Raw genomic sequence first — 22,121 nt, forward strand, 5'->3', positions numbered from 1 at the left:
TTTTTACGTTATTATTATTTTTGTTGGTCAGGCTTTTATAGGTAAACCTGTTTTTACTGTGCTATTTAGCCCTAACGTTGTTAGATATAGCGGATAAAACCCTTTTAGCCACGGCTGAAAAATATGACACAAAATAGCCCATTTGAAAAGTTTGTGCCATCAATTAATGCAAGCTATTGTTTACTAGGGTATAAATTATATAATACTAAAGTTATTTATAGCGTGACTACAATTAAAATATAAAGGGTTTATGATAGCTTTGAAAGCCCCGATGTTGCCGGGAAAGGCAGTTTTGGTAGAGTATGTGATATTCCGGCAGCAAAGCCTTCTTTTCATGAGATAATGGCAGGACAAGCCCCTATTGAGAGGGTGCCAGCGAGATGGGCGCGGCTTCCGACCCTTTAGCTAATCGGCCTAGGCGGCTCTGTGCGGGCGGATAAGCAATGGCTACCCTGACTTTTTAGACTTAAAAAAACGATCATGCTTAAATACATTCTTCCTTTAATCCTATTCATCGTCATGGCGGTGTTTCTGGCCATTGGCTTAAACCTTAAGCCGAATGACATCCCCTCGCCGTTGCTGGACAAACCCGCGCCTAGCTTTACCGCCCCGAAGTTGCAAGCCCCGCAAGAAAAGCTCTCTACCAGCGATTTAAAAGGCCAAGTCTGGTTGTTTAATGTCTGGGCTTCATGGTGCGTCTCCTGCCGTGCCGAGCATCCGGTGTTGAATGGGTTGGCGCAGCATAAAGCCGTGACCCTCATCGGCCTAAATTACAAAGATGATCCGGCGGCGGCGCAAGGTTGGTTGGGCAGTTTGGGCAACCCGTACACCATCAGCATTATGGACCAAGACGGGCGGATCGGTTTGGATTGGGGCGTGTACGGGGTGCCGGAAACCTTTGTGATGGATAAAAAAGGCATTGTCCGCTATAAGCACACCGGCCCCGTAACGGTAGACGATGTCCAACAGATTTTCTTGCCTTTAATCGCCAAATTACAAGCGGAAGCACCATGAAACGCGGCCTATTGATTTTCTGTTTACTGTTGTTGCCTCTGGCTGCCCATGCCATTGACGCACGGCAGTTTGCCGACCCCAAACAGCAAGAAGCTTATGACACATTGACGGCGCAATTACGCTGTTTGGTCTGCCAAAACCAAACCATCGCCGACTCCAATGCCGAGCTTGCGGCGGATTTACGGCGGCAAGTGTATGAAATGCTGGCAAAAGGCCAATCGAAAGAAGAAATTATCCAATTTATGACCGACCGCTACGGTGATTTTGTCTTATATAAACCGCCGTTCACCGCAAAAACCGGCTTGTTGTGGCTGGGGCCGGCAGGCTTTTTGCTGTTGGGCTTATGGGGGGTATTTTGGGTAATCCGGCAAAAAAAAGCTGCCGCCGACCCAGCCAGTGGCCAAGCGGAAAAATTGGCGAAAATCCGCCGTTTATTAGATGAAGGGGATGCGTCTTGACTGTGTTATTTTGGCTGTTTGCCGCCCTGATGGTATTAGCTGCCTTGGCTTTAATCGTACCGCCGTTATGGCGGCAACGCGCGGTCGCCGCCGCCGATATGGACGGGCGCAATATCGCCATTGCCAAAATCCGTTTGGCGGAGTTGCAAGAGCAACGCGAGGTGGGGCTGTTAAGCCCGGCGCAATATACCGAGCAGCGCACCGAGCTGGAATTGGCGTTGGCGGATGATTTGGACATTGCCGCCCCCACTGCCGCCGCAACTCCCCAAAGCCGTTGGCTGGTGTACGCGCTGGTGCTGCTGATACCGTTGTTGGCGGTGTCGCTGTATGCTGATTTGGGTACTTATCAGGCATTGGAACCGACACCGGAAATGCTGGCGACCACCACCCCGACTGCCGCGACCCCCAGTATCGAACAGATTAACCAGATGGTCGCCAAGCTGGCCGAGCGCATGAAGACCAACCCTAACGATGCCGAAGGTTGGGTGATGTTGGGCAAATCGTATAAATATCTGCAACAATTCCCTAAAGCCGCCGATGCGTTTGGTCAAGCTTATAGGCTGTTGGGCGACAATTCTGAGGTGATGTTGCTGTATGCCGACGCATTGGCGTTTGCCAATAACGAGCAAATGGCGGGCAAACCTGCGGAGTTGGCGTTTAAGGTCTTGGCGAAAGAGCCGGACAATGTCACCGCCCTTTGGTACGGCGGTATGGCGAAAGCCCAAGCGGGGGAAGCGGTGGAAGGCGTTAAATTATGGCGCAAGCTCGCCGCCTTATTGCCGCCCGGCTCGCAAGCCCAACAAGAAACGCAAGCGATTTTGGCCAAACTGGAAGCGACCGTACCCGGCGGTGTGCCTAAGGAAGCGGGGACGGCGGCGACACCGGCCCCAGCGGCGGGCGTAACCCTGCAAGTACAAGTCAGTTTGGCGGCCTCATTACAAGCCGCCGCCGCGCCGGACGATACCGTATTTATCTATGCCCAAGCTTTGACCGGGCCGAAAATGCCGCTGGCGATTATCCGCAAACGGGTCGCCGACCTGCCCGTCACGGTCAGTTTAAGCGATGCCCAAGCCATGTTGCCGACCATGAAACTCTCGGCCTTCCCAAGCGTCAAATTATTGGCGCGGGTGTCCAAATCCGGCACCGCGACCACGGAACCGGGGGATTTGTTGGGGGTTATTGAGCCAGTGGCGACCGGCAGCAGCCAAAGCCAAGCCATCGTCATTGACACGCAGGTACAATAAGATGACGGAAGCACGGATTATCGAGCTGGAAATCAAAGCCGCCTATCAGGAAGATTTGCTCCAGACCCTAAATCAAGTCGTCAGCCAACAGCAGCAACAGATTGACCGCTTGGAAAAGACCTGTACATTGCTGAATGAGCGGATTAAGAGCGTCTCTAATGAACGCCGCGACGGCGGTAACGACGGTAATGGGCATGAGGTACCGCCGCATTATTAATCACGCTGCACAGGTAAAACCTATATTATGATTGACGCTATCGAGCTGAAAAATTTTGGCCCCATCACGCACTTGGCTTGCCCGACGCTGGGCAACATCAATCTGGTGATTGGTGAAAATAGCACAGGCAAAACCTTTTTGCTGAAAGCCCTGTACAGCACCATGCGTACCCTGGAAGACTACAAGCGCGGTAATGAGCAACGCAGTGCTGCCGAAATTCTCGCCGATAAGCTGTATTGGACATTCCAGCCGGAAAAAATCGGTGATCTGGTCAGCAAAAGTGCCGATGGCCCACTAGCGTTACAGTTGACCTTCAACGGCAAACCGTTTAGCTATAGTTTTGGCAAGGACACCAATAAGTCGATTACTGTCGATAACCAAGTGCCGCCCCGGGCCAGCAATAGCGTTTTTCTGCCTGCTAAAGAGGTGCTGTCACTGCATCATATTATTTTAAAATCCCGCGAGCAGGATAGGCTGTTTGGTTTTGATGACACTTATTTTGATCTGGCCCGCGCTTTGCGGCAAATGCCTGTAGCAGGGGATGGGGGCTTACAGAAAACAGCTCTTGCCACTATCCAATTTGGCCCATCCCGCAAGCAACTGGAAACTATCTTGGGCGGTAAAATCCAGTATGATGAAGAATCACAGCGCTGGCTGTTTAAAAAAGGCAACCAAAAATTCCCTATTGGGGTGACGGCAGAGGGGGTTAAAAAAATCGCCATTCTCGACACTTTGCTAAGTAACCGTTATCTTGATACCCAAGCCATTATTTTTATGGACGAACCGGAAGCGGCTTTGCATCCGGTCGCCATTGGCAAATTATTGGCTATTGTGGCCGATCTTGCAGGGTATGGCATCCAATTTGTCATCGCCAGCCACTCGTATTTTGTGGTGAAAAAATTATATTTGCTGGCTCAAGAGCGGGGCATGTCCATCCCCGTGTTATCTAAAGAAGGCGATAGTTGGCAATTGTCCGATTTACAGGATGGTATGCCCGATAATCCGATTATCAATGAATCGATTCGGCTGTATGAGGAAGAAGTCGGTTTGGCTTTTGCATGAGCGACGCTTTTATTACCGAATCTGGCATGACCTTTGGCCCCCATGCCGAAGGCTACCGTTTTGATATTGAGCAATCCGCCACGCTTAGCCAGCTTAATAAACGGGCAAAAACTCACGAAGGCATAAAGCCTGCCGAATTTTTGTTGCTACGCACAGATAACGGCAAGCCGACAATTTGGATCATAGAAGCAAAAAGCAGTGCGCCGCACCCTAGAAGCCAAGAGGATTTTTCTCAGTATGTTACCGACATTAAAGAGAAATTTGTTAATTCTTTAGACTTGTTTATGGCACTGTATCTAAACAGGCATCCGACCAGCGACGAGTTGCCAACGGCTTTTAGGTCTCTTGATATGGCTAGCGTTGACTTTCGCTTAGCCTTAATTATTAAAGGCTTTGACAAAGCGTGGTTGCCGCCTTTACAAGATGCCTTTAGCAAGGCCCTGAAACTTACCGTTAAAATCTGGGCGCTACCGCCTGCTTCGGTGCTTGTTATCAATGACAGCATTGCTAGGGCTTATGGCTTACTTAAGCCCGCCACCCCACCTTACTTGGATAAGCGATGAAAAAAATCCCCATCGGTATCAGCAGTTGTTTGCTGGGCCATAATGTCCGTTTTGACAGCGGCCATAAACGCGATGCCTATATCGTCGGTACCTTGGGCGAGTTTTTCGACTTTCGGCCTTTCTGCCCTGAAATGGCTATTGGCCTAGGTGCGCCGCGCCCGACCCTGCATCTGGTCAAGAGCGATGGCGAGCCCCGTTGCGTCGGCGTGAAAGACCCCAGCCACGATGTCACCGAGCGTCTGCGTGCTTATGCGGCGCAAGAACAACCCGCTTTTGCCGATTTGTGCGGCTATATTTTTAAAAAAGACTCGCCCAGTTGCGGTATGGAGCGGGTAAAGGTTTATACCAACGGGCAACCGCGCCGCGAAGGCATAGGCATTTATGCCGCCGAATTGCTGCATAATAACCCCTTGTTGCCTATGGAAGAAGAAGGCCGCTTGGGCGATCCTGGCTTGCGGGAGAATTTTATCCGCCGCGTGTATGTCTATCATCGGTGGCGGCAATTATTGGCGGAGGGGCTGAGCGTTAATAACCTGATGACCTTCCATGCCCGCCATAAATTGATTATTATGAGCCATGCCGATTACCGGGGTCTGGGGCAATTGCTGGCCTGTATCGGCAAGGACAACCTTGAAGCGGTGGCGGGCCAATATATTAAGGAGCTGATGCGGTTACTGAAAATCATCGCCACGCGGGGCGGCCATGTCAATGTCCTGCAACATATCCAAGGCTATTTGAAAAAAGACCTCTCCGCCGATGATAAGGCCGAATTGTGCGAGGTGATTGAAAGCTACCGCAATGGCGAAGTGCCGCTGATTGTGCCGCTGACCTTGCTTAAGCACCATTTCCGCCACTCCCCCGACCCTTATATCGAAAACTCTTATTACCTGTCGCCTTATCCGCAGGAGCTACGCTTGCTCAACCAATAACGCCCCGTCCGTTATTTTTAAGCTAGGCACACTTTTTTAACGCCCGCCCAATCTGGCCGACTCTCTAACCGCCAGATTGGGCCTATCTTCTCCTCTCTCTAAACTGAAAAGATTATCATGAACATACAACAAAAAGCCCACCCTTGGCACGGTATCAGTGCAGGCGATAATCCGCCTAATATTGTCACGGCCTTTATTGAGATAGTGCCTTCCGATACCGTCAAATATGAAATCGACAAAGTCAGCGGTTATCTGATGATCGACCGCCCGCAAAAGTTTTCCAGCACTGTGCCGACCCTGTACGGCTTTATTCCGCAAACCTATTGCGCCGAAGAAGTGGCCGAATTTGCCGAACAAAAATCGGGCAAAACCGTTGCCAAAGGCGATGGCGACCCCTTGGACATTTGCGTCCTCAGCGAGCGCACTGTCACCCATGGCAATATCATCTTGCAAGCCATCCCTATCGGCGGTTTCCGTTTATTGGATAAGGGCGAGGCCGACGATAAGATTATCGCGGTGATGAAAGGCGACGAGTTTTATCGGCAATGGAATGATGTCTCCGACTGCCCCGAATCGTACATCAATCGCTTGAAGCATTATTTTTTGACTTACAAAAACCTGCCCGACGAACCCAGCACTTGTGAGATAACCAATGTTTATGGCCGCGAAGAGGCCCATGAGGTCATCCGCCGCGCCCAGCGCGATTATCAAAACCATTATGGCAGCAGCCCTTGGGTTAAACGGCGGGTCACGGATACGGATTTGGTGTGACTGGGTTTTAAGTAATGGCTGATCGTGGGAGGCCGTAGCTAAAAGCCAACGGTTAGCAAACGGATGGCCTTTCTTAAAAGGCAAGTCGGGTCCGTCATGGTGATTATGCCACCAAATCAGGCAAAACACCTCTACATTCAATGCGGCAAGCCAAGCCCCCTGACGTATTAACGGCAAGGGGCGCACTGCGCCGCCCATACCAAAGCGCCTGCCTCAGCCGCTGCCCGTCCGCGCCACTTTTGTGCGTTAAGCGGAGAAAAATCCGTAATATCACTATTGATAAGCAGATTGGCTTTAATGGGCTTGCGTTTCCCCGCAAGTTACGATGAAATAGCAGGAATATTTTTATCCTCTGATTTTGTTAATTGTGTAATGACCGAAAAATATAAAATAGTCGTTGAGGCCAAGCCGCATTACATTGCCGCACAATCCGCACCGCAGGAACATCGCTATGTGTTTGCCTATACCATTACTATCACTAATCAAGGCACGGCGCCGGCCAAGCTGTTAAGCCGCCATTGGCTGATTACCGACTCTAATGGTAAAGTCCAAGAGGTTAGGGGCGATGGTGTTATCGGCGAGCAACCCTATCTTAAGCCGGGCGAGATGTTCCAATACACCAGCGGGGCGATGCTGGACACGCCGGTCGGTACCATGCAGGGCGAATATACGATGAGCTCTGATGAGGGCGAACATTTTAACGCTCTTATCCCTAAATTTACTTTATCCATACCCAGAACCTTGCATTAAGCCATGGCCATTTACGCTATCGGCGATATTCAGGGTTGTTTTGATGATTTGTTAAGACTTCTGGATGTTATCGCCTTCGACAAAAAAACCGACCAACTCTGGTTTGCCGGAGATTTGGTTAACCGTGGCCCTAAGTCCCTAGAAACCTTGCGCTTTGTCAAGGGTTTGGGCGACGCGGCGGTCACGGTGCTGGGCAACCACGACATGCACTTGCTGGCGGCGTCGTGTACACAGAAAATAGCCCTGAAAAAAGACGCACTGACCCCGGTGCTGGAAGCCCCCGATGCCCAAGAGCTGATCGATTGGCTGAGGAACAGGCCGCTGTTCCATCACAGCAACGGCTTTTGCCTAATCCATGCGGGTCTGCCGCCGCAATGGGATTTGAAAAAAACCCAAAAAATGGCGCAGTTGGCGGAAGCGACCTTAAGGGGGCCGGATTATGCGATGTTTTTAAAGCAAATGTACGGCAACAAGCCGAATATGTGGTCATCGAACCTGAAAGGCATGTCGCGGCTACGTTTTATCATTAATTGCTTTACGCGGATGCGTTATTGCGATGAGGCAGGGCGTTTGGATTTTGCCAATAGCGGGCCGTTAGGGTCGCAGCCGAAAGGCTTGATGCCGTGGTTTCAGGTACCTAACCGCAAAAGCGCGGGGTTGCGCATCATTTGCGGGCATTGGTCAACGCTGGGCTATTATGAAGGCGACAACTGCTATGCCATTGATACGGGCTGTTTATGGGGCGGACAACTGACCGCCATCCGCCTAGGCGAGACGGTCGAGCGTTTTAGTATTGATTGCCTTGGCGAGAAAAAGCCGGGCAAGTCGCGGCTGGTTGAAAAAACATCAGCGAAAGCGCAGATGGTAGGGACGGCGGCTTATTCATAAGGCTCGCCTGAGCCAAACCTGTTGATTAAGCTCTGATGTTACGCAGTCACTTTTTCGATATTGAAAAATGTAGCGATGAGTCGCTGTCGCGACGGTTTTTTTAATCGGGTTCTCGCACCCGAAGGCGAGATACTTTCTTTTGCTCCGCCAAAAGAAAGTATCCAAAGAAAAGGCGGCCCGGTTGCCGCTCGATCCTGCGCTTCTCGGTTTTGTCGGGGGTCGGCAGAGAGGGCTCCTGCCCACCTGCCGACGCGCGGCATCCCTGCCGCGCCCCTTCGGGCTGATCCCGACAAAACCTGCGATGCTCGGCGCGGCAAACGGGGGTAAAGCACGTTACTGCGTAACGTCAGTTAAGCCCTTATTGCGCCGCTTGCAAAAACTTGCGGTAATCGATGGACACTTTCAGCCCGGCAAACTTGCCCGCCATGATAATCAGGGCTTGGGTGTTCTTGGCAAAGGTGAGTTTAACTTCCGTCAAGGCATTATCTTCGTAGCCTTTTTCAATGCGGGGGGTGTCCAGTAAAAACAAGTAGCTGTATACCTCCTGTTCCGGTTCGTCCTCAATTTTTAACGGTGGCCCCAGTTTTGCCAAAACGGCGGCTTTACTTGGCAGCGGCGCGGTGATTTTGCCGATATGGTCGGTATTGGCCCGTAAAGATTGCTTCTCCTTATCAATTTCCGCCCCGGCGATGGAACGCAACGACACTTCTAAAAATTGGGGCGGGGCGATTTCTAAAAATAACCCCGAAAACGACCAGTCGGTGAGTTTTTTCTCGGCATTAAAAACCAATTGGGAATAAAACTTAATTTCCGGCTTCAGCACCTGTTTGTCCTGCCCGACTTTACGGAACCAATACCGCCACCGCCTGCCGTCCTTAAGGGGCAGGTCTTCGCTGGGGTAGAGATTGGCAAGGGCGACAAAGTCGCTGCTGTAGAGTCTTGGCTCCTTAAAATGCAGGGTAAACTCGTCGCTGACCTGCACGTTAAAATGGCGGTCGAAGTCGCTCATTTGCAGATAAGTCTGGTAGGCGTGCAGCCACTGCAAGCAGCCGGTCAGCGCGGCCGCTAGCACGAGGATGCCAAGACGGCGGGAATGGCGGGCTAACCAGCTTGGGGTCATTATTTTAGCCTAAACGTTAGTGGCGGGTGGTGGAGGTGATCGCCAAGCCTTCGGGTGCGAAGAGGGTTTCGGCATCGACTTTGTCGAAGCTATAATGCGCCCCGCAAAACTCACAGATCACTTCAATCTGGTTTTGTTCCGCCAAAATCCCTTCCAACTCGGCGCGGCCCATGGCGCGTAAGGTGCGCTCGATGCGCGGACGCGAACAGGCGCACTGGAAGGCGACGGGTTCAGCCTCAAAAACCCGCACTTTTTCTTCATTAAACAAGCGGTACAGCACTTGTTCGCAGTCCAGTTCCAACAATTCTTGGCGGGTAATAGTGCTGGCCAGCAGTTCGACGCGCTCCCAGTCGGCCTGAAAATGTTTCTGGGCGGGCAGTTCCTGCAATAACAGGCCGGCGGCATGGTATTGGTCGGCAAACAGCCACAAACGGGTTTTCAGTTGTTCCGACTGCACGAAATAGGTTTCCAAAGCATTCGCCAGCGATTCGCCTTCCAGTGGCACAATGCCTTGGTAGGGATCGCCATTGGCTATCTCAATGGTCAGCACTAAGCGGCCTTCGCCAAATAACTCGCTTAGGCTGCCTTGGTCTATCGTAGTGTTACTGCGCACCAAGCCGCGTATTTTCCGGTCATGGGTGGCTTGGGCGACTAAAGTCCTGATAGGGCCATCGCCTTGCGCCTGTAAAATCATCGACCCGGAAAATTTAACGGTGGCGGACAATAGGGCGACCGCCGCCAAGGCCTGCCCCAGCAGTTCTTGGACAAAAGCGGATTCTTGCTGATGTTGGCGGGCCGCTTGCCAACTGTCGCCCAGTTTGATCCATTCGCCGCGTACGCCTAATTCTTCGAATAGGAAACGGTGTAAAATATCTTGTTTAATCATGTTACTCTCATTAAAGGTTTGGCCTTTATTATAAGGCAAATTCCTGATAGTCTTAGGTAAAGGCTATTTCCGAACAGAACTTTACCTAAAATACCCGCCATTTAAAAGGTTGCCAATGATTTTCTCTACTAAAAAACTGGGCTTACCCACACCTGAAGAGGCTTTGCCGGGGCGGGACACGCCTATGCCTATCGTTAACCGGCATTTTGTCAGTGGCGAGCCGATTGCCCCACCTTTTCCTGAGCATTGGCAACTGGCGCTGTTCGGAATGGGCTGCTTCTGGGGGGCGGAGCGCAAGTTCTGGCAACAGCCGGGTGTGTGCAGCACGGCGGTGGGCTATGCGGGCGGCTATACGCCTAACCCGACCTATCAGGAAGTCTGCACGGGCGATACCGGCCATAACGAAGTGGTCTGCGTCTTTTATGACCCTGCCCACACCACTTATCAGGCGTTGCTGGAAGTGTTTTGGCAAGCCCATAACCCTACTCAAGGGATGCGCCAAGGCAATGACCGGGGCAGCCAATACCGCTCTGGCCTGTATACCTATACCGATGCGCAATTGGCCGAGGCTCTGGCTTCCCGGCAGCATTATCAAGCGCGTTTGCTTAAGGCTGGGCTGGGGGAGATTACCACCGAGATTCTGCCCGCACCGACGTTTTATTATGCCGAAGACTATCATCAGCAATATCTCGCCAAAGAGCCGCAAGGCTATTGTGGCTTGGGTGGGTTAGGGGTGGCGTATAGTTAAGGGCAAAAACGGCGGGCAAAAAAAAGGCGGTTAAAAAAACCGCCTCAAGAGTATTAGGAAGGATATAACGCAACTTTCAGCCAAGTAAGCTCTAGGAGCTTCAAAAGTTAGGTTAATAATATCAACACAGAGTGCAATTAAAAATGTGACATATTGTCGCAGGTGTGCAACAGGGCCGCTTAGGGCCGGCAAAAGCCGCCGTGGTAAGGCAAGAAAACGGTTTCCTAATGTATAGGCTGATTCGGACGACATAGTCTTATACCGTTAATAGGCTGATTTTTATGCTAATTAACACTATATCCTACTAAGGCACTCGGTTTTTAGCCGTTACCAGCCGTAACAGTGTACGCTTTTGGATACACACTATATCTAAAACCCCTGCATCAAACCAAGCCTTCCGAAAGCGTTTATGGGCGGCAGTCTGTGCCTCTGTCATTAAAAAGAGATTAGAAATGTTTGCCCACCCTATGGTACTAGGAATTTTGTATGTATGAAGTACATCCGGTTTTTGAGCAACCATCAGACGAAAACGAAAAAGTTTGGCGTTATATGGATTTTACAAAATTCATATCTCTGCTCGAATCAAGCGCATTATATTTTACCAGAGCTGATAAATTTGAAGATCCTTTTGAAGGCTGTTATCCCAAAGAGGAGATTTTGGCAGTCGAAGAAATGCTTGATGTTGACAAAAGCAGTCGTACTGAAGAACAAAGAAGACTCGAGATGGAGTTTTTTTGTGATAAAAGTCAGAGAAGAAAAAAGTATGTATTTATCAATTGCTGGCATCTAAATAACCATGAATCTGCCGCAATGTGGAAACTGTATTTGAAAAGCAATGAGGGCATTGCTATTCAATCCACATATCAAAAATTAAAAAACGCCTTTATATCCGACCAACGAATCTATCTCGGACACGTTAAATATATCGACTATGAGACTGAATATTTTGATCGCCGTAAACACCCATCAGCCAACTTACTTAGGCCTTTTATTTATAAACGAAAAAGTTTCGGGCATGAGAAAGAAGTCAGGGCTATTATTGAGAAATTAGATGGCTATACAGTAAATGAAAATCCCCATGAACAAAAAAATACCATTCATGGATTACAGGCTGCAATTAATCTTGATGTGTTAATTGAAAAAATTTATGTTGCTCCAAATGCCGAGCCTTGGTTTTTAGAAATAGTAAAATCAATTATAAGGCGTTACGATAAACACTATGAAGTGATGCAATCTGATCTTTATAAATCACCTTTATACTAATTGGCAGCATCAGGTTAGCTATAGGCCAAGTAGCGATAGGCGTGACCTGACAATTGCCGTTTGTATGAAAACACCTACTTTAAGGTTTATGGGGATAGCATAAGAAAAAACCGTCCATGGTTTGCTTTAAAACGGCATTTTTGCCCCAAACCTAAACAACAATAAAGCCGCCAAGCTTGCCCCCAAGGTATCCGCAACCCAGTCCATACTGTCGGAACTGCGGCCAGGGACAAAGCTTTGGTGCCATTCGTCAGACAGCCCATATAAACTGCTGAAAGCAATACTGGCCACCGCCAGTATAATAGGCGGCTGGACGAAGGTGCGGAAACCGCGCCACGCCAGCACCGCCAAGATAAAATACGCCCCGCTGTGGTAGAGCTTGTCTTGTCCGGCAAACCACATCGGTGCGGGTAAGGACGGCTGGTCTGACAGCCAATAAATAAAGCCGCAATACGCCAACAACCCAAAAACGTCTATACTTCTAACCATAATGAATAACCTGTTTGACTACGCGCAAGCCTGTTTGCATAACGCGGACATTGCCGAGAAATTGGCGTTAACCCATGAAGCGAAAGCCCGTTGTAGCCGTGGCGAGTTAAGTCTCGCCCAGCTAACGCCCGTGGCGGATATTAGCCACGTCACGTTTCCGGCCCAGCCGCAGTGGTTGCCGCCGCGTTTGGTGCCTAACCGCAAACTGACCCAAGCGGGCGGGGTGGCGGCGTTTTTCCATGCCATTGCCCATATTGAGTTTATGGCGATTTATCTGGCCTGGGATATTCTTTATCGGTTCCGTGGCTTGCCTGACGCATTCTATCAAGATTGGCTGAACATTGCCGACGAAGAGGCGCAGCATTTTGAAATGATTTGCCGCCATTTGCAGACCTTAGGTCTGGGATACGGCGACTTGTCCGCCCATGGCGGCCTCTGGGATCATGCGAGGGACACCGCCGATGATGTGCTGGCGCGTTTGGCCTTAGTGCCGCGCTGTATGGAAGCGCGGGGCTTGGATGTGACACCGGGCATCATCAAAAAATTCACCGCTATGAACGATACTGCCAGTATTGCGGTCTTGCAACGGATCTTGACCGATGAGGTCGGCCATGTCGAACGCGGCTCTTATTGGTTTAACACCCTGTGCAACCAACAAGGCTTGGAGCCGGAAAGCCATTATCGGCAGTTAATCCGCCATTACTACCAAGGCGGCAAGCCAAAAGGCCCATTTAACCGAGAAATGCGTATAATTGCAGGCTTTTCTGCTACTGAATTGGACTGGTTGGAAGAAGCATCCTCATGAAGACAAAAACACTATTCGATTACCCGCTGTTTGCCTTGGGCTTTAGGGCGTTTTTCGTCCTCGCTGGCCTGTCTGCACTGATGCTCATCTTGCTGTGGAACGCCATGTTGAAAGGCCAATGGCTACACGCCAATTACTTCGCCCCGAATGTTTGGCACGCCCATGAAATGCTCTTAGGTTATTCGGTCGCTGTGGTGGCGGGTTTTTTGCTCACTGCCGTGAAGAACTGGACAGGCCGCGCCACCGTCACCGGTGGTGCGTTGTTGGGCTTATGCCTGTTATGGCTGTATGGGCGCATTTTGCCGTTTTATGCGGGGCTGTTGCCGGATGGCCTGATTGCCTTAGCCGATCTGGCTTTTTTGCCGTTATTGGCGTTCCGGGTCGGCGTACCTATCGTCCAGGCTAAGCAGTATAAGAATCTGGTTTTTGTGCTGATATTACTGGTCTTAAGCGTCGGTAACGGCCTGATCCATGCCCAAGCCCTCGGTCTTGCCGACACTGCCAGCGTCGGGCTGGAACTGGTGCTGGCGACGTTAATCATCCTAATTTTGGTGATTGCCGGACGCATTTACCCGTTTTTTACCGAACGCGCCATTTCCGGCACTTTAATCCTGAAAAACCCGCTCATTGAAGGCTTGGCTATTGCCGGTGCCGTGCTGGTGTTCAGCCTGCAATTGGCTGACGTGGCGGGCGGCTGGCTGGCGTGGAGTGCGGGCTTTGCCGCGACGGTCAACTTCCTGCGCATCGCTAACTGGTATGTGCCTAGAATCCGCTATGTGCCCTTACTGTGGGTGTTGTATGTCGGCTATGGCTGGATTATCGCCGGGTTTGTCCTTACGGCTTTAGCTGCCTACGCCTGGGTGGCCCCGTCTTTGGCTTTACATGCCTTTACCGTTGGCGGCATCGCCGTAGTCACCTTAGGGATGATGGCGCGGGTGGCGTTAGGCCATACCGGACGGGCGCTGAGGGTCTCCAACGCCATTGCCTTGGCGTTTCTGCTGATTAATCTGGCTGCGGTGCTACGGGTGCTGTTGCCCATGGCCTTACCCGGCGGCTATGACTGGTTTATTTATGCCTCGACTTTATGTTGGTTGGCGGCGTTTGCGTTATTCATCTTCATCTATTTGCCGATTTTGACCCAGCCGCGCATAGACGGCCAAGAAGGTTAGCCCTGCCATGCTTTCACACGTCTCCCCCAAATCCGAATTTTCCGCCCGGCAAAATCTGCGCTGGCTGTTTATTTTAAGAAATCTGATGATCCTCAGCGAATCTTTGCTGATTATCCTCTCGACGTATGGTCTGAACATCCGCTTGCCTGAGCAACAGCTCTGGCTGGTAGTATTTATGATCTGCGCCTTAAACTTTTACACCTCCATGCGCCTCCAGGCCGAAGAACCGGTTAACGAGACGGAACTGTTCATCCAGTTAATTATGGATGTGGTGGCTATCGGGGCCTTGCTGTATTTGACGGGCGGTGCGTCCAACCCGATCATTTGGGTGTTTTTATTGCCGGTGATCATCACTGCCATCATGCTGCCGCACTCTTATGCGTGGTATATGGTGATTATCACCACCTCTATGTACACGGTGCTGATGGCGTTTAACATCCCTTTGCCCGCCATCGAGCCGCATTCGCCCAGCCCGCATTTGCTACATTCGACCATGAACTACGATCTGTTGCAGCAAGCCCATGCCATGAGCGACAAGCACTATTTCAACCTGCATATCTTCGGCATGTGGTTTGGTTTTGTGTTCAGTGCGGGTTTGGTGGCGTTTTTTGTCGTCGAATTGGCGATTGCCCTGCGCATCCAAGAGCGTAACCTTGCCGAAGCGCGGGAAAATGCCCTGCGTGATGAGCGCGTGGTCGCCCTCGGTACCTTAGCCGCCAGCGCGGCCCACGATATGGGCACACCGCTGGGGACAATCGCCATTGTCGCCCACGAGTTGGAACAAGAGTACCCCGAACACCGTTTCCCGGATCTGCACGAAAAGACCCTGATTATGAAGCAGCAAATCGAACGCTGCAAAGCCGCCTTGTCGGTGATGTCGGCTTCGGCGGGGGAGTTACGCGCCGAATCTGGCCGCGTCATCTTGCTGACTGAATATATCGACGAGGTGATCAAACAATGGCGCACCCATAAGGTCTCGACCAAACTCAGTTTTGTCATTGACCCGGATGTGCCGTTTGATGCGCAAATTATCGCCGAGCGTACCCTGACCCATTCGATCATTAATATCCTCAATAATGCCGCCGAAGCCTCACCGCCAGAAAAAGGCATCGAATTCCACGCCGACTGGAGCCGTCAACAGGCGGTTATCCGTATCCGTGATTTTGGTACCGGTCTCCCCCCGGAACTGCTTAATTTTGCCGGCAAACAGCCTGTGGTCAGTAAAAAACGCGGCTTAGGGGTCGGGCTGTTTCTTACCTACTCCACCATCCAACGTTTAGGCGGCAAAATTAACCTTTACAATCATGACGCAGGCGGTGCCTGTGTGGAGATTACTATTCCCCTTTTACATGCAGAAGAGCAACATGATGACCTTACAGGAATTGGACAAGCCCCGTTTATTGCTGGTGGATGACGACGAAACCTTTTGCAAGGTTTTAAAAGCGGCGTTGGAAAAACGCAATTACGAAGTCCTCGTCGCCAATAATGTCGGCAGCGGCATTGCCTTAGCCGAACAAAACCTGCCCGAATATGCGGTGATAGATTTGCGTATCGGCTATGAATCCGGGTTGGAATTGGTCAAAAAATTGATCTCGCTGGACGATAACACCCAAATCGTCATGTTGACGGGTTTCGCCAGCATCGCCACCGCCGTCGAAGCCATCAAGCTCGGTGCCACCCACTACTTGACCAAACCCGCCAACGCCGACGAAATCGTCAACGCCCTGAATAAAAACGAAGGCGATGCGTCTGTGTCCATTAGCGAAAACCCCTTATCGGTGAAACGCTTGGAATGGGAACATTTGCAAAAAGTGCTGATGCAGTATGACGGCAATATCTCGGCAGCGGCGCGGGCTTTGAACATGCACCGTCGGACTTTGCAAAGGAAGTTGGATAAGCGGCCCGTGCGGGAGTGAGTGTTGCAGACTCCCTCCGTTAACCGTTCCGGCAAGGTATCAAAACCAAACTGGCGCGGTTTTTTAGGGTAAGCACATAAACAATCGATTATATAATAATCCCTTAGACAGTATCAGGAAGTTTGTCCAGATACTTTTTATTTTTTACCAAGAGCCACCCCCATGACCGCCAAAGACCCCAAAGCCATCCGTATCGCCCCGAAAAAACAAGGCAGTACCTTATCGGCGGCGCAAAAACGCTTTAATAACCTCATCAAACAAATCGATAAAAATAAAAAATTGTTGCTGGACTGGAAAGACACCATTCCGGTTTACCAGCAAAAAGTCGGGCAAGAATACGAGCCGCTGTTCGATACCTTTAACGGCTACCGCTTGGAATGGTTACAATTATTAGACCAGTATTATGAGCAACCGCAGTTTAAGAAAACCGATAAGGCCAAAATCAAGCATATTATCAGCGCGGTCTGTGATGATTTAGTGGTTGATATGGAGTCGGAGGCGGTGAAAGCTCTGTTCAATAAATACAAAGACACCGACTACGATGCGATGGTGCAGGAACAGGAGCAAGCCATGGCTGAGATGATAAAGGGTCTCGCCAAAGAAATGTTTAAGGTCGATATTGACGACGACGTGGATGTCAGCACCCCAGAAAAATTCCAAGCCCATTTGCAAGACAAGCTACGCGAGCAGGCTGAGGCAGAAGAAGCCGTAAAGGCCGCTAAACCGAAGAAAAAAACCGTCAAGCAATTGGCACGCGAAGCCAAGCAACAGGAAGACGAAGCCTTAGCGGGTAAATCGGTGCAGGAAATTTACCGTAAGCTGGTCGCCGCCTTGCATCCTGACCGCGAACCGGACGAGCAAGAGCGGGCGCGTAAAACCGAGCTGATGCAGCGCGTCAATACCGCTTACGGCAAAAAAGATTTGTTGCAATTGCTGGAACTGCAATTGGAAGCGGAGCAGGTGGATGCCGCGCAATTAGGCCATATCGCCGATGACCGCTTAAAGCATTTTAATAAAATACTCGGCGAACAATTGGCGGAATTGACAGAGGAAATAGGCCATATCGAGATGACGTTCATGGAGCGTTTGAATATGCCGTTTTTTGGCAAAATCACCCCCAAACATTTGTTAGCGGAACTTGCACACGATATGCGGCAGGTCAAACAAGATATTGCTTATATTAAAGAAGACCTGCAAGACCATGCCGACCCGGCCACCTTTAAGGCGTGGCTAAAAGCTTACCGGATACCTAAGCCTAAGCGGCGGGATGCTTTTGATGAGCTGTTTGGCGGCGATCCTTTTGACTTTCGCTAACAGTCTGCATGGCCCTAACGCCTGTTAGGGCAGGTCAGCGGACTATGCCTTTGTGCTCCCGTTTTATTATCGGCTTATCCTTACCTTGGCGGCGGCTAAGGATACCGTAACCGTTTGTTACCTTGCCGCCCTAACCGAAAACCGATATGTTAAGAATCACCGAACTGAAACTCCCCCTAGACCATACCGAAGCCATGCTGAGCGCCGCTATTATCGGGCGGCTAGGCATTAGCCCAGAGCAGCTAAACGGCTATACCATTTTTCGGCAAGGCAATGATGCCCGCAAACGCGCGGCGATTTTGCTGGTCTATACCCTAGATGTGAGCTTGAGCAATGAGGCGGAGGTGTTGGCGCGTTTTCACGCTGACCCGCATATTTTGCCGACCCCCGACACCACTTACCGTTTCGTCGGCCAAGCCCCCAGCAACCTGAGCGAACGGCCTATTATTATCGGCATGGGGCCGTGCGGTTTGTTTGTCGGGCTGATTTTGGCGCAAATGGGCTTTAAACCGCTGATTTTGGAGCGTGGCAAGGAAGTGCGCGAACGCACTAAAGACACCTTCGGTTTGTGGCGCAAACGGGTGTTTAACCCCGAATCGAATGTGCAGTTTGGTGAAGGCGGGGCGGGGACATTCTCCGACGGCAAGCTCTATACCCAAATCAAAGACCCTAACCATTATGGCCGCAAGGTCTTGACTGAGTTTGTCAAAGCCGGTGCGCCGGCAGAGATTTTACGCGTCAGTAAGCCGCATATCGGCACGTTTCGGCTGGTGTCGATGGTCGAGCAGATGCGGGCCAGTATTGAGGCCTTAGGCGGGGAAATCCGTTTCCAATGCCGGGTTGATGATCTGGCGATTAGCGGCGGACAAGTCCAAGGCGTGACCCTCGCCAGCGGCGAAACCTTGCGTAGCCGCCATATCGTCTGTGCGGTCGGCCATAGTGCGCGGGATACCTTTGCCATGCTCTATGAGCGCGGTGTTTATATCGAAGCCAAGCCATTTTCGGTGGGATTGCGTATCGAACATCCGCAATCCTTAATCGACACCTGCCGCTTTGGCGCGGCTGCCGGACACCCCTTATTGGGCGCGGCGGATTATAAGCTTGTCCACCATTGCCAAAATGGCCGCTCCGTGTACAGTTTCTGCATGTGTCCGGGCGGTACAGTGGTGGCGGCGACCTCGGAAGCGGGGCATGTCGTCACTAATGGTATGAGCCAATATTCGCGCAATGAACGCAACGCCAATAGCGGTATTGTGGTCGGCATTACCCCGGAAACCGATTACCCCGGCCACCCCTTAGCGGGCATTGCCTTACAACGCCAGTTAGAAGCCCATGCCTTTGTCTTAGGCGGCGGCACTTATGATGCGCCGGGGCAATTGGTCGGCGACTTCCTCGCCCAACGCCCCTCGACCACCTTCGGCAGCGTTTTGCCTTCGTACACGCCGGGGGTGCATCTGGGCGATTTGTCCACCGCCTTGCCTGATTATGCCATTACCGCCATCCGCGAAGCCTTGCCCGCCTTCGGCAAAAAAATCAAAGGCTTTGCGATGGATGATGCGTTGTTGACGGGCGTGGAAACCCGCACTTCGTCGCCTATCCGCATCAAACGTAACGGAGATTACCAAAGCATCAACACCAAAGGCCTATATCCGGCAGGCGAAGGGGCGGGTTATGCGGGTGGGATTTTGTCGGCGGCGGTAGATGGTATTAAAGTCGCCGAAGCGGTGGCTTTGGCGATGTTAAGGAATGAGTAGGGGCTTACAAGTGTAGGTTTTTAAAAAGTGACGGGGCAAAGCGTTGAGGGTAAATTGATGAGTGTCATCAACATCCGTTTACCGAAGGTGCCGCCATGCCCCGCCATCCAGAACTATAGCTAATACAGTATAAGTTGATTGTAAAACCGTTCGCCCTGAGCTTGTCGAAGGGCTATGATGGTTCGACAGGCTCGCCACGAACGACATCATTTTATTGTGCTTTAGCCTTATACCAATGGATCGACACGATTGCCATGCATTTTCCGTCCCTCAGCAAGCCAGAGGCATTGGGCTTGGCGTTGTGGAGTTTTGGCATGGTCGTCGCGCGTTCATGCAGCCTGACCGCCGTGGCCGACGTGTTGTCGCCGCTGCTGGGGCAAAAGTACAACACGCTGCGTGAAAGGTTGCGGCGGCTTCCGGGATGGTCAGGCCCTGTTCTTTCATCACTGAAAGCAGTTTTTTTCTGAATGCCGCTGGATAAGCCATTCGTTTTCCATTCAAGATGATCGTTTTTACAATAGCCTATTATCATATCAAATTATATTGGCTTGGCTATATATTGACTTAAGCGTGTTAAGCGACGGTAAGATAGATACCACTAATGCTAAGGTGACTATTGGGCTTTCGCCAAATTTGCCCGCTAACACATTTATTCCCGGAACCTATATAGATGGGCAAGGTGCTACTTGTACGGTAGTGACTACGGTACTTCAGGGAGGACGTACGGAAGCAGCACTGTCATGCTCTGGTGATTTTGGTTATACTTTTCAAGCAAATTGGGTGACCGGCATTATTTTAGGCCATCCGTATGAATTGGACTTAAGGGCGGCGGGAATAGATAAGCTCAGCTCTTATACCAATTACTCTTGGGGTAAGGTTGCTAATAGTAGTTATGGTTGGTGGGGGTGCATGGATGCGAATGATATTGTGAGTGCCAGACAGATTGGCAATACTTTGGCAATCGGCGGGTACAATACGGCAAATCTAAAAAAATGTGGCGTTAACTTGACAAAAAAATAAGGTCACTGCGGGGAGCGGTAAGCTAACAGGGTGTTACGCCTTGTTAGCCTACCATCAGGCTTTAAACCGGATTCAACAAATTAAACAAAGTCTGTGCCATTTCTGCCGCTTCGTGGCCGATGGTGGTTAGGTAACCGCCGTCTGCTTGGGTGGTCAGGCCTTTGCTGTGTAGGCGTTGGGCGGCGGCTACGGTGGCTGGGCTGGCGCTGGAGCTGTGGACTTTAAGGCCTGCCAGGGTGGTGTCCAGATTGTAACGGGCCAACAAGTTCAGTTCGTCAATGGTGTCTTGGGTATAATTCATCGTTTATTCTCGTGTGGTGTGCCAAAACCTTTGCGGGTTTCGGCGGATATTAGGGTAGTGCTTACCCCGATGTTGCTTTTATTATTGTGAACCAATGCGCAAGTGGCGCAAGGATGGTGTACCGTACACCCTGACAGGGTTGTTTAGCAAGCACGTTTATACCACGCGGTCGGGTGGTTCGGTGCCGGCAAAAAATGCCGCGATATTATTCAAGACCCTATTGCCCATCGCTACCCGTGTTTCTTCACTGGCACTGCCCAAATGCGGCAATAAGGTGACGTTATCCAGCCCCAAAAAGCCGGGGTTAAGGTTTGGCTCGCCTTCGTAAACATCTAGGCCTGCTCCGGCGATCCAGTGTTCTGTTAAGGCCTTAATCAGGGCGTTGCTGTCCACTACGTCGCCACGCGCGGTGTTAATCAAGTGCGCGGACGGGCGCATCAGTTTCAGGCGTTGTTCGTTCAGCAGGTGTTTGGTGGCCGCGCCACCGGGGCAATGCAATGACACGAAATGGGCTTCGGTCAGCAGTTCTTCGACGCTATGGCAGCGTACCGCTTGCAATTCTTCGACGATTGCCGGATCGGGCGTAGACGGCACATAAAAGAGGATTTTCATGCCGAAGCCGTGGTGGGCTTTACGCGCCATTGCTTGGGCGATACGGCCAAAGCCGATCAGGCCTAGGGTTTTGCCGGTGACTTTTTGCCCGACCAGTTGCGTAGGCCCCCAGCCTGTCCATTGCCCATTCAGGATGAGCCGTTCACCTTCGGCGGCGCGGCGGGCGGACATCAGCAGCAACAGCATGGCGATGTCGGCGGTGCAGTCGGTGAGGACATGGGGGGTGTTGGTGACGGCGATGCCGTGTGCCTTGGCGGCGTTAATGTCGATATTATTGTAACCCACGCCAAAGTTGCCGATGATTTGCACCCGCCGGTTTTCTACACCGATAATGTCTGCGGTAATCGGGTCGGTGACGGTGGGCAATAAGGCATCGGCGGTTTGCATGGCGAGCTTGAGTTGCTCGGCGTTCATGGGGATGTCGGATTCGTTGAGTTGCACGTCGTACAAGTCTTTAAGCTGGGTTTCGACTTCGGCGGGCCAGCGGCGGGTGACGATGATTTTGGGTTTGTTCATGGATGAGGCTCCGTATTTTTAAGGGCTTCAAGTTTGGCAAGCAAGCTTTTGACTGCATGGAAGTGTTGGGCAGCTTCGGCACGATTGATATGCAAATGAATGTCGTAGTCGGCTTTGGTGCGTTTGTTTCGGCGTTGTCGGATGAATCCGCCTAATCTTTGTCAATGGTTGTTGTCATGTCGTTCACATTTAATGAAGACTTTTTCGTGGCTTCCTAGTTGCTGGTATGCCGATTCATCTATAGGGATAGGGAATGTTGCGGCAATGTCCTAGCTTAATAAAAATACCGCGTAGCATGAGCGGCTTATTAAG

The 22,121-nt window shown here is 51.1% G+C and carries 26 protein-coding genes; 21 read left to right on the forward strand and 5 right to left on the reverse strand.

Features of this window, described 5'->3' with window-relative positions; translation table 11 throughout:
* Positions 1–480: 480 nt before the first annotated feature.
* From CEK71_RS17900 to CEK71_RS17945, 10 genes are all read left to right on the forward strand, one after another.
* The gene (locus tag CEK71_RS17900) at positions 481–1,014 is read left to right on the forward strand and encodes a DsbE family thiol:disulfide interchange protein (RefSeq protein WP_088620658.1); all 534 of its coding nucleotides are present in this window, start codon (positions 481–483) and stop codon (positions 1,012–1,014) included.
* On the forward strand, positions 1,011–1,472 hold the full coding sequence (locus CEK71_RS17905) for a cytochrome c-type biogenesis protein (RefSeq protein WP_088620659.1): 462 nt from the start codon (positions 1,011–1,013) through the stop codon (positions 1,470–1,472). Before CEK71_RS17900 ends, CEK71_RS17905 begins: the two co-directional genes overlap by 4 nt.
* Positions 1,469–2,716: a c-type cytochrome biogenesis protein CcmI gene (gene ccmI / locus CEK71_RS17910; RefSeq protein ID WP_088620660.1), complete on the forward strand. Its 1,248-nt coding sequence runs from the start codon at positions 1,469–1,471 to the stop codon at positions 2,714–2,716. The genes CEK71_RS17905 and ccmI overlap by 4 nt, the downstream gene beginning before the upstream one ends.
* 1 nt (position 2,717) lies before the next feature.
* Complete coding sequence (locus CEK71_RS17915) at positions 2,718–2,933, forward strand: SlyX family protein (protein WP_088620661.1); 216 nt, start codon at positions 2,718–2,720, stop codon at positions 2,931–2,933.
* A gap of 27 nt (positions 2,934–2,960) precedes the next feature.
* The gene (locus tag CEK71_RS17920; protein ID WP_088620662.1) at positions 2,961–3,995 is read left to right on the forward strand and encodes an AAA family ATPase; all 1,035 of its coding nucleotides are present in this window, start codon (positions 2,961–2,963) and stop codon (positions 3,993–3,995) included.
* The gene (locus CEK71_RS17925; protein ID WP_088620663.1) at positions 3,992–4,558 is read left to right on the forward strand and encodes a hypothetical protein; all 567 of its coding nucleotides are present in this window, start codon (positions 3,992–3,994) and stop codon (positions 4,556–4,558) included. The genes CEK71_RS17920 and CEK71_RS17925 overlap by 4 nt, the downstream gene beginning before the upstream one ends.
* Complete coding sequence (locus CEK71_RS17930; RefSeq protein WP_088620664.1) at positions 4,555–5,487, forward strand: YbgA family protein; 933 nt, start codon at positions 4,555–4,557, stop codon at positions 5,485–5,487. Before CEK71_RS17925 ends, CEK71_RS17930 begins: the two co-directional genes overlap by 4 nt.
* Positions 5,488–5,604: 117 nt before the next feature.
* Positions 5,605–6,258 carry an inorganic pyrophosphatase gene (locus tag CEK71_RS17935; RefSeq protein ID WP_088620665.1) on the forward strand — a complete coding sequence of 218 codons (654 nt, stop codon included), beginning with the start codon at positions 5,605–5,607 and terminating at the stop codon, positions 6,256–6,258.
* A 372-nt stretch (positions 6,259–6,630) separates the two neighbouring features.
* The gene (gene apaG / locus CEK71_RS17940; protein ID WP_088620666.1) at positions 6,631–7,008 is read left to right on the forward strand and encodes a Co2+/Mg2+ efflux protein ApaG; all 378 of its coding nucleotides are present in this window, start codon (positions 6,631–6,633) and stop codon (positions 7,006–7,008) included.
* A gap of 3 nt (positions 7,009–7,011) precedes the next feature.
* Positions 7,012–7,896 (forward strand): symmetrical bis(5'-nucleosyl)-tetraphosphatase, encoded by an 885-nt coding sequence (locus CEK71_RS17945; protein ID WP_088620667.1) that lies wholly within the window; start codon positions 7,012–7,014, stop codon positions 7,894–7,896.
* Positions 7,897–8,254: 358 nt separating this feature from the next.
* On the opposite strand, the gene CEK71_RS17955 is transcribed toward CEK71_RS17945, so the two are convergent.
* Positions 8,255–9,016, reverse strand: a complete 762-nt coding sequence (locus CEK71_RS17955; RefSeq protein WP_088620668.1) for a hypothetical protein — start codon at positions 9,014–9,016, stop codon at positions 8,255–8,257.
* 16 nt (positions 9,017–9,032) lie between these two features.
* Positions 9,033–9,902: an Hsp33 family molecular chaperone HslO gene (gene hslO / locus CEK71_RS17960; protein WP_088621682.1), complete on the reverse strand. Its 870-nt coding sequence runs from the start codon at positions 9,900–9,902 to the stop codon at positions 9,033–9,035.
* 115 nt (positions 9,903–10,017) lie between these two features.
* Between hslO and msrA the strand changes: the two genes are divergently transcribed.
* Both msrA and CEK71_RS17970 read left to right on the forward strand, forming a co-directional pair.
* The gene (gene msrA, locus CEK71_RS17965; RefSeq protein WP_088620669.1) at positions 10,018–10,650 is read left to right on the forward strand and encodes a peptide-methionine (S)-S-oxide reductase MsrA; all 633 of its coding nucleotides are present in this window, start codon (positions 10,018–10,020) and stop codon (positions 10,648–10,650) included.
* 486 nt (positions 10,651–11,136) lie between these two features.
* Positions 11,137–11,913, forward strand: a complete 777-nt coding sequence (locus tag CEK71_RS17970; protein ID WP_088620670.1) for a hypothetical protein — start codon at positions 11,137–11,139, stop codon at positions 11,911–11,913.
* Between the two features lie 126 nt (positions 11,914–12,039).
* Here CEK71_RS17970 and CEK71_RS17975 read toward each other — a convergent pair whose 3' ends face one another.
* On the reverse strand, positions 12,040–12,402 hold the full coding sequence (locus CEK71_RS17975) for a VanZ family protein (protein WP_088620671.1): 363 nt from the start codon (positions 12,400–12,402) through the stop codon (positions 12,040–12,042).
* Between the two features lies 1 nt (position 12,403).
* Between CEK71_RS17975 and CEK71_RS17980 the strand changes: the two genes are divergently transcribed.
* The 8 genes from CEK71_RS17980 (at position 12,404) to CEK71_RS18015 (ending at position 20,380) form a co-directional block, all read left to right on the forward strand.
* Positions 12,404–13,207 carry a ferritin-like domain-containing protein gene (locus CEK71_RS17980; RefSeq protein ID WP_088620672.1) on the forward strand — a complete coding sequence of 268 codons (804 nt, stop codon included), beginning with the start codon at positions 12,404–12,406 and terminating at the stop codon, positions 13,205–13,207.
* Positions 13,204–14,376: an NnrS family protein gene (locus CEK71_RS17985; RefSeq protein WP_088620673.1), complete on the forward strand. Its 1,173-nt coding sequence runs from the start codon at positions 13,204–13,206 to the stop codon at positions 14,374–14,376. Before CEK71_RS17980 ends, CEK71_RS17985 begins: the two co-directional genes overlap by 4 nt.
* Positions 14,377–14,383: 7 nt before the next feature.
* Positions 14,384–15,790 carry an ATP-binding protein gene (locus tag CEK71_RS17990; RefSeq protein WP_198328304.1) on the forward strand — a complete coding sequence of 469 codons (1,407 nt, stop codon included), beginning with the start codon at positions 14,384–14,386 and terminating at the stop codon, positions 15,788–15,790.
* Positions 15,744–16,292, forward strand: coding sequence for a response regulator transcription factor (locus CEK71_RS17995; RefSeq protein ID WP_088621683.1), 549 nt, complete (start codon positions 15,744–15,746; stop codon positions 16,290–16,292). Before CEK71_RS17990 ends, CEK71_RS17995 begins: the two co-directional genes overlap by 47 nt.
* Positions 16,293–16,454: 162 nt before the next feature.
* Positions 16,455–17,606: a J domain-containing protein gene (locus CEK71_RS18000; RefSeq protein WP_088620674.1), complete on the forward strand. Its 1,152-nt coding sequence runs from the start codon at positions 16,455–16,457 to the stop codon at positions 17,604–17,606.
* Positions 17,607–17,752: 146 nt separating this feature from the next.
* Positions 17,753–19,360, forward strand: coding sequence for an NAD(P)/FAD-dependent oxidoreductase (locus CEK71_RS18005; protein WP_088620675.1), 1,608 nt, complete (start codon positions 17,753–17,755; stop codon positions 19,358–19,360).
* 134 nt (positions 19,361–19,494) lie between these two features.
* Positions 19,495–19,827: a hypothetical protein gene (locus CEK71_RS23285; RefSeq protein ID WP_198328306.1), complete on the forward strand. Its 333-nt coding sequence runs from the start codon at positions 19,495–19,497 to the stop codon at positions 19,825–19,827.
* A 76-nt stretch (positions 19,828–19,903) separates the two neighbouring features.
* Positions 19,904–20,380, forward strand: a complete 477-nt coding sequence (locus tag CEK71_RS18015; RefSeq protein ID WP_088620677.1) for a hypothetical protein — start codon at positions 19,904–19,906, stop codon at positions 20,378–20,380.
* 61 nt (positions 20,381–20,441) lie between these two features.
* Here the strand turns inward: CEK71_RS18015 and CEK71_RS18020 are convergent, their stop codons facing one another.
* Together CEK71_RS18020 and CEK71_RS18025 are read right to left on the reverse strand one after the other, a co-directional pair.
* The gene (locus CEK71_RS18020) at positions 20,442–20,681 is read right to left on the reverse strand and encodes a TIGR02647 family protein (RefSeq protein ID WP_088620678.1); all 240 of its coding nucleotides are present in this window, start codon (positions 20,679–20,681) and stop codon (positions 20,442–20,444) included.
* Between the two features lie 156 nt (positions 20,682–20,837).
* Complete coding sequence (locus CEK71_RS18025) at positions 20,838–21,809, reverse strand: 2-hydroxyacid dehydrogenase (protein ID WP_088620679.1); 972 nt, start codon at positions 21,807–21,809, stop codon at positions 20,838–20,840.
* Between the two features lie 2 nt (positions 21,810–21,811).
* Here CEK71_RS18025 and CEK71_RS22775 point away from each other — a divergent pair, with 2 nt between their 5' ends.
* Positions 21,812–21,964 carry a hypothetical protein gene (locus CEK71_RS22775; RefSeq protein ID WP_157679388.1) on the forward strand — a complete coding sequence of 51 codons (153 nt, stop codon included), beginning with the start codon at positions 21,812–21,814 and terminating at the stop codon, positions 21,962–21,964.
* Positions 21,965–22,121 lie beyond the last annotated feature (157 nt).

The sequence above is a fragment of the Methylovulum psychrotolerans genome (assembly GCF_002209385.1).
GTDB lineage: Bacteria > Pseudomonadota > Gammaproteobacteria > Methylococcales > Methylomonadaceae > Methylovulum > Methylovulum psychrotolerans.

Excerpts from the sequence above, each read along its gene's own strand:
- CEK71_RS17900 (WP_088620658.1), top strand. The coding sequence starts at position 481 with ATGCTTAAATACATTCTTCCTTTAATCCTATTCATCGTCATGGCGGTG.
- CEK71_RS17905 (WP_088620659.1), top strand. The coding sequence starts at position 1,011 with ATGAAACGCGGCCTATTGATTTTCTGTTTACTGTTGTTGCCTCTGGCT.
- CEK71_RS17915 (WP_088620661.1), top strand. The coding sequence starts at position 2,718 with ATGACGGAAGCACGGATTATCGAGCTGGAAATCAAAGCCGCCTATCAG.
- CEK71_RS17920 (WP_088620662.1), top strand. The coding sequence starts at position 2,961 with ATGATTGACGCTATCGAGCTGAAAAATTTTGGCCCCATCACGCACTTG.
- CEK71_RS17925 (WP_088620663.1), top strand. The coding sequence starts at position 3,992 with ATGAGCGACGCTTTTATTACCGAATCTGGCATGACCTTTGGCCCCCAT.
- CEK71_RS17930 (WP_088620664.1), top strand. The coding sequence starts at position 4,555 with ATGAAAAAAATCCCCATCGGTATCAGCAGTTGTTTGCTGGGCCATAAT.
- CEK71_RS17935 (WP_088620665.1), top strand. The coding sequence starts at position 5,605 with ATGAACATACAACAAAAAGCCCACCCTTGGCACGGTATCAGTGCAGGC.
- apaG (WP_088620666.1), top strand. The coding sequence starts at position 6,631 with ATGACCGAAAAATATAAAATAGTCGTTGAGGCCAAGCCGCATTACATT.
- CEK71_RS17945 (WP_088620667.1), top strand. The coding sequence starts at position 7,012 with ATGGCCATTTACGCTATCGGCGATATTCAGGGTTGTTTTGATGATTTG.
- CEK71_RS17955 (WP_088620668.1), bottom strand. The coding sequence starts at position 9,016 with ATGACCCCAAGCTGGTTAGCCCGCCATTCCCGCCGTCTTGGCATCCTC.
- hslO (WP_088621682.1), bottom strand. The coding sequence starts at position 9,902 with ATGATTAAACAAGATATTTTACACCGTTTCCTATTCGAAGAATTAGGC.
- msrA (WP_088620669.1), top strand. The coding sequence starts at position 10,018 with ATGATTTTCTCTACTAAAAAACTGGGCTTACCCACACCTGAAGAGGCT.
- CEK71_RS17970 (WP_088620670.1), top strand. The coding sequence starts at position 11,137 with ATGTATGAAGTACATCCGGTTTTTGAGCAACCATCAGACGAAAACGAA.
- CEK71_RS17975 (WP_088620671.1), bottom strand. The coding sequence starts at position 12,402 with ATGGTTAGAAGTATAGACGTTTTTGGGTTGTTGGCGTATTGCGGCTTT.
- CEK71_RS17980 (WP_088620672.1), top strand. The coding sequence starts at position 12,404 with ATGAATAACCTGTTTGACTACGCGCAAGCCTGTTTGCATAACGCGGAC.
- CEK71_RS17985 (WP_088620673.1), top strand. The coding sequence starts at position 13,204 with ATGAAGACAAAAACACTATTCGATTACCCGCTGTTTGCCTTGGGCTTT.
- CEK71_RS17990 (WP_198328304.1), top strand. The coding sequence starts at position 14,384 with ATGCTTTCACACGTCTCCCCCAAATCCGAATTTTCCGCCCGGCAAAAT.
- CEK71_RS17995 (WP_088621683.1), top strand. The coding sequence starts at position 15,744 with ATGACCTTACAGGAATTGGACAAGCCCCGTTTATTGCTGGTGGATGAC.
- CEK71_RS18000 (WP_088620674.1), top strand. The coding sequence starts at position 16,455 with ATGACCGCCAAAGACCCCAAAGCCATCCGTATCGCCCCGAAAAAACAA.
- CEK71_RS18005 (WP_088620675.1), top strand. The coding sequence starts at position 17,753 with ATGTTAAGAATCACCGAACTGAAACTCCCCCTAGACCATACCGAAGCC.
- CEK71_RS18020 (WP_088620678.1), bottom strand. The coding sequence starts at position 20,681 with ATGAATTATACCCAAGACACCATTGACGAACTGAACTTGTTGGCCCGT.
- CEK71_RS18025 (WP_088620679.1), bottom strand. The coding sequence starts at position 21,809 with ATGAACAAACCCAAAATCATCGTCACCCGCCGCTGGCCCGCCGAAGTC.
- CEK71_RS22775 (WP_157679388.1), top strand. The coding sequence starts at position 21,812 with ATGAGGCTCCGTATTTTTAAGGGCTTCAAGTTTGGCAAGCAAGCTTTT.